Here is a 9,333-nt window from a genome sequence, read left to right as displayed (position 1 = left end):
CATCGCCCGCGCAGCGGGAAAGGGCCTTGTGCAGCGTCAGAGCCCCTGCGGCTGGTGCGCCGCACCCGCGTCGGTCGTCACGGACGATGTCGCTGGCGCTGCGGGCGCCTTGGTGGCGGCCTCGAGTGCGTCGAGCCGGGCACGCAGCACGTCATTCTCGTCGCGCGCCGCCGCCGCCATCGCCTTTACCGCCTCGAACTCGTCGCGGCTGACGAAATCGAGCCCGCCGACCCATTCGCGCAACCGATCACGCGCACCCGCTTCGGCCTCGCGCCCAACCCCGGCGAGCGTTCCCGCGGCGCCGTTCAGCAGCTTGGCCACGTCGCCAAAGATCTTGTTTTCCGTCTGCATCGCGCTCGCTCTCGTTGTCGTTCAGCCGATCATTTGGGACGTTCCGCCCGCCGGCACAATGGTATCGGCATGCGGGTTCATGCGAACGATCTGCCAATTGAGCACGCCCGCGAAGGCAAGCCAGGCGATATAAGGGATCATCAACGCCGCGGCGGTGGGCCGAAAGCGCGAGAACACCCACGCGGTTGCCACCGACAAGGCGAAGATCAACACGATCACGAACAACGCCGCGCCGACCTTGTGTGCGCCGAAGAACAACGGCGTCCAGGCGAGATTGAGCGCGAACTGCGCCGCGAACAGCACGACCCCAGCGGTCCGCAGCGCGGCGCCACGCGCCGACAAAGCGATGGCGAGCGCGAAGCCGATCAGGACGTACAGGATCGTCCACGCGACCGGGAACACCCAGCCGGGCGGCGTGAAGCCGGGTTTGGCGAGCGCGACGTACCAGGCGTTCTCACTTCCGGAGGCGACGCTGCGCCCCGACAGGAACCCGAGCAGCAGCACCAGCGGGACGACGAACGCGGCCCAGCGCACGAACGACATCCGCAACTGGCCCCTCGACGCGATCGAACCCAATTTCATCCCTTTCACGGTCACGTCGCCGGTGCACGATCGCTGCGCGTGCGTAAACACCCTATCGCTGCGGGACGTTCCGACTCGGCCCGATCGCGGCGGCGATCAGTCGAGCGTGGCGGCGATCAGGAACTCGACGTTGCCGTTCGGGCCCGTGATCGGGCTTTCGGTGATGCCGACAACCGACCAGCCGCGCGCGGTAAACCAATCCGCCACCTGCGCGCAGACACGCGCATGAACGACGGGATCGCGCACCACCCCGCCCTTGCCCACCTCCTCGCGCCCCGCCTCGAACTGCGGTTTGATCAGCGCGAGCGCGCGCCCGCCCGGCGTGACGAAACCCAGCGGCACGTCGAGCACCTTGGCGAGCCCGATGAAGCTGGCGTCGCACACCACCAGGTCGATAAGTTCGGGCACGTGTTGCGCGGTCAGGATGCGCGCGCTGGTCTGTTCGTGAACGACGACGCGCGGGTCCTGACGCAATTTCCAGGCAAGCTGGTTGCTGCCGCTGTCGACCGCGTAGACGCGAGCCGCGCCGCGCGTCAGCAGCACGTCAGTGAAGCCGCCCGTCGACGAGCCCACGTCGATCGCGATCGCGTCGGTCACGTCCCAGCCGAAATGGTCGAGCCCATGCGCTAGCTTCACGCCGCCGCGCGACACCCAGGGGTGATCGCGCCCGCGCACGTCGAGCACGGCGTCCTCCGCCAGTGCCTGCCCCGGCTTGTCGACCTTGCGGTCACCGACGAACACCAGCCCTGCCATGATCAGCGCCTGCGCACGCGCGCGCGACTCGGCCAGCCCACGATCCACCAGCATCTGATCGGCACGTTGCTTCGCCATCAAGGCGCCTTACCCGCTGTCTCAAAATCTGACAGCGTTTTCATGTCTGGTGCCGCCAACGGCTCGCCGCAAGCCGACCACGTCCGGTGCCAATTGCTGCGCTGCACGATTGTCTATCGGCTTAGTAGGTAATAGCTTCATGAACGAGGCCGCGGTGGTGCCGACCCCTAGACTGCGCCGCGGCCTCGCCTTTCGGAGGTGACGCATGGCACGCGCGATGTTCGACCTGGCGGTGACGCCCACGATCTTGACGGTCCCCGGGCTCGGTGGCTCTGGCCCCGCGCATTGGCAGAGCCTGTGGGAAAAGAGCCGGCCCGACACGTCGCGGGTGGAATTGGGCATGTGGGATCGCCCGCATCGCAACGCCTGGGCGACCAAGCTCGACCAGGCGATTTCCTCGGCGCGCGCGCCGGTGATCCTGGTGGCGCACTCGCTCGGCTGCATTGCGGTGGCGTGGTGGGCGGCGATGAGCCCGCAGCCTTATGGCTGGCCGGTCGCCGGCGCGTTGCTGGTGGCGCCCGCAGACGTCGATCGCGCGCACGTCGCCGACGAGTTGAAGCCGTTTGCGCCGGCGCCGAAGCAGCCGCTCCCCTTCCCCTCACTCGTGGTGTCGTCAACCGACGATCCGTGGATCGACAGCGACCGCGCGCACAGCCTGGCGGTCGATTGGGGCAGCCATTTCGTCGACACCGGCCCGCACGGCCACCTCAACGCGGCGAGCGGATTGGGGTGCTGGCCCGAGGGGCTGGAACTGCTCGACCGCGTGCTGGCCGCGGCTGGCGGTCCGTACGGCGAGGCGCGCTCTCCGGGTGACGCGCGCGCGATTCTGTCACGGCCACACGTCGGCGACGATCGCCCGCCGCTTCGTTAACGCCGAAGTTGCGCGTCGACGTAGCGGGTGAGCGCGGCAACGTCAGGCAGCGCGGGGATCACGCGCGTGTCGCGCATCGCGGCTGGATCGAGCCGTTGCACTATGGCGATTGCCAGATCCTCGATCTCGCCATTGTCGAGCTTGAGAAAGCGCCTGAGCGTGTCCTCGGGTCGCGGCACAATGCCCTCGCCGTAGAGCGGCGCGATCGCTTCGCGCACCGCGGGCGCGACGCCCGGCGCGCAGTCGGCGAACACCGCGTCGAACTCCGCCGCGGTCCAGGCCGCGCGTGCCGCCTGCGCGCTGCGAACCCGCCGCACCATGGTCCAGTTCACCCACAGCAGACCGACGACGTAGAGCGCGGTCAGCGCCGCGACCTTCTGCCAACCCGTCATGCGCGCGCGGTCAGGCGCTCGCCGCCTGGCCAGCCTCGTTATAGCGCAGCGCCTTCAGCACCGTTTCGACGATCGCGTAGGCGTCGAGCCCGGCCTGCGCGTACTGCACCTCGGGCTTGTCCTGATCCTGGAATAGATCGGGCAGGCGCATGGTGCGAATCTTGAGCCCGGCGTCGGTCAGCCCCTCGTCCGAGGCCATCGTCAGGACGTGTGCGCCCAAACCACCGACGGCATTCTCCTCGATCGTCACTGCGACCTCGTGGGTGGTGAGCAGGCGGCGGATCAGCGCCTCGTCGAGCGGCTTGGCGAAGCGCAGGTCGGCGACCGTGGTCGACAGCCCGCGTGCCTCCAGCGTGTCGGCGGCGCGCTGCGCCTCGGCCAGGCGGGTGCCGAGCGACATGATCGCGACCTTCTTGCCCTCGCGCACCACGCGACCCTTGCCGATCTCGAGCAGCTCGGGCGTTTCGGGCAGCGCGACGCCGACGCCGTTGCCGCGCGGGTAGCGCACCGCGATCGGTCCCGAGTCATGCTCGACGCAGGTGTGGACCATGTGGACCAGCTCGGCCTCGTCCGCCGCCGCCATGACAACGAAGTTTGGCAGCGTGGCGAGATACGTCACGTCGAAGCTGCCGGCATGGGTCGCGCCGTCCGCGCCGACGAGGCCGGCACGGTCGATCGCGAAGCGGACCGGCAGGTTCTGGATCGCGACGTCGTGGACGACCTGATCATAGGCGCGCTGGAGGAAGGTCGAGTAGATCGCAGCAAACGGCCGCATTCCCTGCGCGGCGAGGCCGGCGGCGAAGGTGACGGCGTGCTGCTCGGCGATGCCGACGTCGAAGAAGCGGTCGGGAAAGGCCTGCGCGAACTTGTCGAGCCCGGTGCCCGACGGCATCGCCGCGGTGATCGCGCAGATGCGCGGGTCGGTTGCGGCCTCGCGGGTCAGCGCTTCGCCGAACACATTCTGATATTGTGGCGGGCCCGGCGGTGCCTTGGCCTGGGTTCCGGTGATGACGTCGAACTTCTGCACGCCGTGGTATTTGTCGGCCGCGGCCTCGGCGGGGGCGTAGCCCTTGCCCTTCTTGGTCACCACGTGGACGAGGATCGGGCCTTCCTCCGCGTCGCGGACATTCTCCAGCACCGGGATCAGGTGTTCGAGATTGTGGCCGTCGATCGGACCGACGTAGTAGAAGCCGAGCTCCTCGAACAAGGTGCCGCCCATCGTCATCCCGCGGGCGAACTCGTCGGTCTTGCGCGCGGCGGAGTGGAACGGGCGCGGCAGCTTGCGCGCGACCTTCTTCATCAAATCACGAAGCGAGAGGAACTCGCGGCTCGACACCATGCGCGACAGGTAGGCCGAGAGCCCACCGACCGGCGGCGCGATCGACATGTCGTTGTCGTTGAGGATGACGACCAGCCGGTTGCCCGCGGCCTCGGCATTGTTCATCGCCTCATAGGCCATGCCGGCGCTCATCGCGCCGTCGCCGATCACCGCGATGCCCTTGCCCGGCGTGCCCGCCAGCTTGTTGGCGATCGCGAAGCCGAGCGCGGCCGAGATCGAGGTCGACGAGTGCGCCGCGCCGAACGGGTCGTACTCGCTCTCGCTACGCTTGGTGAAGCCCGACAGCCCGCCGCCCTGACGCAGCGTGCGGATGCGGTCGCGGCGGCCGGTCAGGATCTTGTGCGGATAGCATTGGTGCCCGACGTCCCAGATCAACCGATCGCGCGGGGTATCGAAGACGTAATGGATCGCGGTGGTCAGTTCGACCACGCCCAGTCCCGAGCCAAGGTGCCCGCCGGTGGTGCCGACCGCCGAAATCGTCTCCTGCCGCAGTTCGTCCGCCAATTGCGGCAGTTGCTCTGGGGTGAGCTTGCGAAGGTCGGCGGGGGTGTGGACGGTATCGAGCAGCGGCGTCGCGGGAACATTGGCCATCGTGGCCGGATATACCACGCTCATCCTCGTGTCGATTGCAACGATCTACCAAGCCAAACCGGGCGGCCTGGGCGACGGATCAGTTGCTGGAAGCAGCCGAGCAGGCAGCGCAGCGTCCGCGCACCTCGATCACCGGACGCTCGGGCGTGAAGCCCGCGTCGCTCGCCGCCGACCGCACCGCCGCGGTGATCCGGTCATTGTCGATATGGGTGGTGGTGCCGCACGCATCGCACACCAGGAAGATACAGTCGTGGCGGCAATTGGGGTGCGTGTTCGCGACATAGGCGTTCTCGCTCTCGACTCTGCGAGCGAGGTTGTTGCCGACGAACAGGTCGAGGATGCGATACACGCTGTTGGCGGCGACACGGCGATCCTGCGCCAGCGACACCGCCTCCGCGATATCATACGCCGACGCGGGTCGGCTGAACCCGGCGAGCGCGGTGAACACGCTTTCGCGCATGCGCGTCCATTGCTCGCCCGATTGCTCCAGTCGCGCCTGCGCCGCGCGGGTCAGTTCCTCGCCGCCGCGCTCGTGATGATCGTGCCCCGCCATGTTGATCGAGATAAGGGCTGCACCGTCACCCGGCAAGCGAGCCGCCGCCCGCTCACCACCTCATGCGTGGCGGTGACGATTGAGCGCGTGCCCGGCGGCGAGCACCACGACCCCTGCGATGGTCAGCGCACTCTCGCTCAGGTGATTCTCGCCGTGCGGGACGATCACCGCGGCCGCCATCATCGCCAGACCGATGCCCCCCAGGATCAGCGGCAACGGGCGGCCATGCGCCAGCACACCGCGCCCGAACGCGACCGCGCCGAGCAGGATGGCGAGCACCAAACCGACCTCGTGGATCACCGGATTGCCCAGCAGCCCTCCGGCCGTCGACAACAACGCCACCATCATCGTCGTCGCGACGCAATGCACCACACATGCCGCCGACAGCCACATCGCCCAGCGATCGAGCCGCCCTGCGGCATCCGTCGAGGTGGTCGGTTCGGCCATCACGCCGACCATCTAGGCCCGTCAGGCGCAAGATACAATATCACATGAGGCATTTTGTCCACCCTGCCCCTGATCGACGCTTGATGCGATCCGCGGTATAAGGCGTCATGCTCCAGGCAACTCCCGGTTATTCCACCACCGCGCGTCCGCTCGCGATCGCGCGCTGGCTCAACGCAGTCGCCGCGCTGATCGTCGCGATGGTTATCGTCGGCGGCATCACGCGGCTGACCGAATCGGGGCTGTCGATCACCGAATGGAAGCCGATCAGCGGGATCATTCCCCCGCTCACGACCGCGCAGTGGCAGGCCGAGTTCGCCAATTATCAGCGCATCCCCGAATATCAGCAGCTCAACCGCGGCATGACGCTCGACGGGTTCAAGGCGATCTTTTTCTGGGAATATCTCCACCGGGTCTTGGGGCGCGTGATCGGGCTCGCATTTGCGCTGCCGCTCATCTGGTTCGCAGTGCGCCGTCGTATACCCAAGGGGTATGGCTGGCGCCTCACCGCGCTGCTGGCGCTCGGCGGACTACAGGGCGCGATCGGCTGGTGGATGGTCGCCTCGGGCTTGTCAAAGCGAACCGACGTCAGCCACGTGCGCCTGGCGGTTCACCTCGTCACCGCGCTGACGATCCTTGCCGGGATCGTGTGGACCGCGCGCGATCTGCGTGCGCTTGCCTCCTCGCCGCTCGCCCGTCCCGCCACGTTGACGCTTGGAGCAGCCGCCGCGCTGTTGCTGCTGGTCGCGCAGATCACCTACGGGGCGTTCACCGCCGGGCTCGACGCCGGGTACGCTTTTGCGAGCTGGCCCCTGATGGGTGACGCGCTGTTTCCCGCCGGCGTGCCGATGCTCGCGCCCGCCGCCTCGAACCTCGTCGACAATCCGATCGTGGTCCAGTTCATCCATCGCTGGCTCGCCTTCGCGGTCGCGGCCGGGTTGCTGTGGCTCGCGTGGCGTGCGCGGCGGGCCGGTCACGCGCGCGCAGCGGCGGCCGTCGCTGGTCTTGTCACACTGCAGATCGCGCTCGGCATCGCGACGCTGCTGAGCGGCGTGGAGATCGTGGTCGCGGTATCGCATCAGGCGAATGCCGCACTGCTGCTGATCGCCAGCGTCGTTGCCGCCCACAGCCTCAGCACGTCGCACGGAGCCATCTGAATAGTCGGGTATCACATTACCCGTCAGCAAAGCGGCATAAATCTTGACTTCGGCAGCGTGCGACGGCAATTGGGCGCCATCAACGCGCGGGTTCGCCTGCCGCGTCGCTTTTCTTTTCGGTATAAAAGGTCACTAGGCCCATGAAGGCGCTGATGAAGACCACCAAGTCGGCCAAGCCGCACGAGGTGGAAAAGAAGTGGCACATCGTCGACGCAGACGGCCTGGTGGTCGGTCGTGCGGCGGTGGTGATCGCCAACGTGCTGCGCGGCAAGCACAAGACCAGCTTCACCCCCCACGTCGATTGCGGTGACAATGTCATCGTCATCAACGCGGACAAGATCCGCTTCACGTCGAACAAGGCGGAGAAGAAGGTCTATTACAAGCACACCGGTTACGCGGGCGGCATCAAGGGCGTGACCGCGGCCAAGGTGCTGGAAGGCCGCTTCCCCGAGCGCGTGCTGGAGAAGGCCGTCGAGCGCATGATCCCGCGCGGGCCGCTGGGTCGCGAGCAGATGCGCCATCTGCGCATCTTCAAGGGCGCCGAGCACCCGCACGAAGCCCAGAACCCCGAGGTTCTCGACATCGCCGGCATGAGCCGCAAGAACAAGGTGGGCGCATAATGTCCGACAATCGCCAGTCCCTTTCCGATCTCGGCGCCGCGCTGCAGCAGCAGGGCGCCGCCGCGCAGACCGCGGCGGACGACAAGGCCGAGGCTTACATGGCCGGCCAGATCGACGAGCCGGTTCAGCGTGCACCGCTGCGTGTGCAGGAACTCGACAAATACGGCCGCGCCTACGCGACCGGTCGTCGCAAGGACGCGGTCGCGCGCGTCTGGCTGAAGCCGGGTTCGGGCAAGATCACGATCAACGGTCGCGATCAGGAAGTCTATTTCGCGCGTCCGACGCTGCGCCTCGTCATCAACCAGGTGTTCGGCATCACCGAGCGCGAAGGTCAGTATGACGTGGTCTGCACCGTCAAGGGCGGCGGCCTGTCGGGCCAGGCCGGCGCGGTCAAGCACGGCATCAGCCAGGCGCTGACCAAGTTCGAGCCGGTGCTGCGTTCGCCAGTGAAGGCCGCAGGCTTCCTGACGCGCGACCCGCGCGTCGTCGAGCGCAAGAAGTACGGCCGCGCCAAGGCACGCCGCAGCTTCCAGTTCTCGAAGCGCTAAAAGTTCAACCTTCCCGGTTGTACATGGGGGCGGTCCGGCAACGGGCCGCCCTTTTTGATTTTGCTGCTGACCGAGACAGCGGGTTTGGAGAATGGGATGTTCGCTTCTGGGTGGAAGCGGACCTTCCGCTTCGGAGGCATACCCTCGAAAACTGACCATTGAACCGGCATCTCAGGTGCATCAGCCTTTTGCATCACCAAAGCCGTCAAATTATTGCCGTTCTTGGCCTGATGCGAAATCCGTGAATTTTGCATCATTGGGAAAGCGATCTCCCGCTCTTGGTTTCATGATCTATCACTAAGATCGATTGCTTCAGGAGAACGCCTTTGCTGCCCCTTCTAGCGCTGGTGATGATTGTCAGTGCCAACCCTGACCCTGCTCCTTGCCCTGGTGCAACAACGCCAGAGGTCAACGCCTGTCTCGCAGCCCGCTTCAGTGAGGCAGATGCTGACCTAAACCGCTATTACGAAGTGGCGGTTCAGCGAGCTCGCAAAGAAGGTGTAGCCAAAGGTTTCATCCAAGCTCAACGATCATGGCTGTCGTTCAGAAATTCTGAATGCAGTGCGATTTTCGAAAAGTTTGGGGATGGCACAATCAGGACGAGCATGGAGATTGGGTGCAGAATACGCTTAACGCGCTTACGAACCTATATGATCTGACGTGCTCCCCAAAGCTCTACCAGTCATAACTGGAGTCCGGGGTTGGTATGGTGCCCATCTGGGCGGTGTTGCACAACCCGCCTGGCAGCATCCGCGGGCGTCAGCCCGCCTATTCCGCTATGCGGTCGCACGTGGTTGTAGTCGTCGCGCCATAGCCGCAGTACCGAGCGGGCATGCCCAAGCGACACGAACAGCGTCTCGTTGAGGCATTCGTCGCGCAAGCGACCGTTGAAGCTCTCGACATAGCCGTTCTGCTGCGGCTTGCCGGGCGCGATGTAGTGCCACTCGACAGGGCGTTCCTGCGTCCACCTCAGGATTGCCAGGCTGGTCAGCTCGGTGCCGTTGTCGCTGACGATCATCAGCGGCGGCACGCCTCTGACGGCGATGATGGCGTC

At 66.3% G+C, this 9,333-nt stretch carries 13 protein-coding genes; 5 read left to right on the top strand and 8 right to left on the bottom strand.

Features of this window, described 5'->3' with window-relative positions; translation table 11 throughout:
• Nucleotides 1-36: 36 nt before the first annotated feature.
• The 3 genes from Q0579_RS13470 to Q0579_RS13460 all read right to left on the bottom strand — a co-directional run bounded on the left by Q0579_RS13470 (nt 37) and on the right by Q0579_RS13460 (nt 1,764).
• Nucleotides 37-351: an accessory factor UbiK family protein gene (locus Q0579_RS13470; RefSeq protein ID WP_298813262.1), complete on the bottom strand. Its 315-nt coding sequence runs from the start codon at nt 349-351 to the stop codon at nt 37-39.
• A gap of 21 nt (nt 352-372) precedes the next feature.
• Nucleotides 373-933, bottom strand: a complete 561-nt coding sequence (locus Q0579_RS13465; RefSeq protein WP_298813260.1) for a TspO/MBR family protein — start codon at nt 931-933, stop codon at nt 373-375.
• A gap of 96 nt (nt 934-1,029) precedes the next feature.
• Nucleotides 1,030-1,764 (bottom strand): TlyA family RNA methyltransferase, encoded by a 735-nt coding sequence (locus Q0579_RS13460; RefSeq protein ID WP_298813258.1) that lies wholly within the window; start codon nt 1,762-1,764, stop codon nt 1,030-1,032.
• Between the two features lie 205 nt (nt 1,765-1,969).
• Here Q0579_RS13460 and Q0579_RS13455 point away from each other — a divergent pair, with 205 nt between their 5' ends.
• Nucleotides 1,970-2,635, top strand: coding sequence for an alpha/beta hydrolase (locus Q0579_RS13455; protein WP_298813256.1), 666 nt, complete (start codon nt 1,970-1,972; stop codon nt 2,633-2,635).
• On the opposite strand, the gene Q0579_RS13450 is transcribed toward Q0579_RS13455, so the two are convergent.
• The 4 genes from Q0579_RS13450 to Q0579_RS13435 all read right to left on the bottom strand — a co-directional run bounded on the left by Q0579_RS13450 (nt 2,632) and on the right by Q0579_RS13435 (nt 5,957).
• On the bottom strand, nt 2,632-3,027 hold the full coding sequence (locus tag Q0579_RS13450; protein ID WP_298813254.1) for a hypothetical protein: 396 nt from the start codon (nt 3,025-3,027) through the stop codon (nt 2,632-2,634). The genes Q0579_RS13455 and Q0579_RS13450 overlap by 4 nt on opposite strands.
• 10 nt (nt 3,028-3,037) lie before the next feature.
• Nucleotides 3,038-4,957 (bottom strand): 1-deoxy-D-xylulose-5-phosphate synthase, encoded by a 1,920-nt coding sequence (gene dxs, locus Q0579_RS13445; RefSeq protein WP_298813307.1) that lies wholly within the window; start codon nt 4,955-4,957, stop codon nt 3,038-3,040.
• A gap of 79 nt (nt 4,958-5,036) precedes the next feature.
• On the bottom strand, nt 5,037-5,510 hold the full coding sequence (locus Q0579_RS13440) for a transcriptional repressor (RefSeq protein WP_298813306.1): 474 nt from the start codon (nt 5,508-5,510) through the stop codon (nt 5,037-5,039).
• Between the two features lie 60 nt (nt 5,511-5,570).
• Nucleotides 5,571-5,957: a MerC domain-containing protein gene (locus Q0579_RS13435; RefSeq protein WP_298813252.1), complete on the bottom strand. Its 387-nt coding sequence runs from the start codon at nt 5,955-5,957 to the stop codon at nt 5,571-5,573.
• A gap of 107 nt (nt 5,958-6,064) precedes the next feature.
• Between Q0579_RS13435 and Q0579_RS13430 the strand changes: the two genes are divergently transcribed.
• The 4 genes from Q0579_RS13430 to Q0579_RS18300 all read left to right on the top strand — a co-directional run bounded on the left by Q0579_RS13430 (nt 6,065) and on the right by Q0579_RS18300 (nt 8,938).
• Nucleotides 6,065-7,111, top strand: a complete 1,047-nt coding sequence (locus tag Q0579_RS13430; RefSeq protein WP_298813250.1) for a COX15/CtaA family protein — start codon at nt 6,065-6,067, stop codon at nt 7,109-7,111.
• A gap of 140 nt (nt 7,112-7,251) precedes the next feature.
• Entirely contained in the window at nt 7,252-7,731 is a 480-nt protein-coding gene (gene rplM / locus Q0579_RS13425; protein ID WP_298813248.1) for a 50S ribosomal protein L13, read from the top strand.
• On the top strand, nt 7,731-8,279 hold the full coding sequence (gene rpsI / locus Q0579_RS13420; protein WP_298813246.1) for a 30S ribosomal protein S9: 549 nt from the start codon (nt 7,731-7,733) through the stop codon (nt 8,277-8,279). Before rplM ends, rpsI begins: the two co-directional genes overlap by 1 nt.
• Nucleotides 8,280-8,629: 350 nt before the next feature.
• Nucleotides 8,630-8,938, top strand: a complete 309-nt coding sequence (locus Q0579_RS18300; protein WP_366522288.1) for a lysozyme inhibitor LprI family protein — start codon at nt 8,630-8,632, stop codon at nt 8,936-8,938.
• 23 nt (nt 8,939-8,961) lie between these two features.
• Here the strand turns inward: Q0579_RS18300 and Q0579_RS13415 are convergent.
• A partial coding sequence (locus tag Q0579_RS13415; protein ID WP_298813244.1) for a transposase family protein occupies nt 8,962-9,333 on the bottom strand: 372 nt, incomplete at its 5' end.

The organism is uncultured Sphingomonas sp., from assembly GCF_936927845.1.
Lineage (GTDB): Bacteria > Pseudomonadota > Alphaproteobacteria > Sphingomonadales > Sphingomonadaceae > Sphingomonas.
Note: the sequence above shows the minus strand (reverse complement) of the source record. Positions and strands in the feature narration are given on the sequence as shown.

Bases quoted from the DNA above. Each gene is read 5' to 3' on its own strand.
- Q0579_RS13470 (WP_298813262.1), bottom strand. From the start codon at position 351: ATGCAGACGGAAAACAAGATCTTTGGCGACGTGGCCAAGCTGCTGAAC.
- Q0579_RS13465 (WP_298813260.1), bottom strand. From the start codon at position 933: ATGAAATTGGGTTCGATCGCGTCGAGGGGCCAGTTGCGGATGTCGTTC.
- Q0579_RS13460 (WP_298813258.1), bottom strand. From the start codon at position 1,764: ATGGCGAAGCAACGTGCCGATCAGATGCTGGTGGATCGTGGGCTGGCC.
- Q0579_RS13455 (WP_298813256.1), top strand. From the start codon at position 1,970: ATGGCACGCGCGATGTTCGACCTGGCGGTGACGCCCACGATCTTGACG.
- Q0579_RS13450 (WP_298813254.1), bottom strand. From the start codon at position 3,027: ATGACGGGTTGGCAGAAGGTCGCGGCGCTGACCGCGCTCTACGTCGTC.
- dxs (WP_298813307.1), bottom strand. From the start codon at position 4,957: ATGGCCAATGTTCCCGCGACGCCGCTGCTCGATACCGTCCACACCCCC.
- Q0579_RS13440 (WP_298813306.1), bottom strand. From the start codon at position 5,510: ATGGCGGGGCACGATCATCACGAGCGCGGCGGCGAGGAACTGACCCGC.
- Q0579_RS13435 (WP_298813252.1), bottom strand. From the start codon at position 5,957: ATGGCCGAACCGACCACCTCGACGGATGCCGCAGGGCGGCTCGATCGC.
- Q0579_RS13430 (WP_298813250.1), top strand. From the start codon at position 6,065: ATGCTCCAGGCAACTCCCGGTTATTCCACCACCGCGCGTCCGCTCGCG.
- rplM (WP_298813248.1), top strand. From the start codon at position 7,252: ATGAAGGCGCTGATGAAGACCACCAAGTCGGCCAAGCCGCACGAGGTG.
- rpsI (WP_298813246.1), top strand. From the start codon at position 7,731: ATGTCCGACAATCGCCAGTCCCTTTCCGATCTCGGCGCCGCGCTGCAG.
- Q0579_RS18300 (WP_366522288.1), top strand. From the start codon at position 8,630: ATGATTGTCAGTGCCAACCCTGACCCTGCTCCTTGCCCTGGTGCAACA.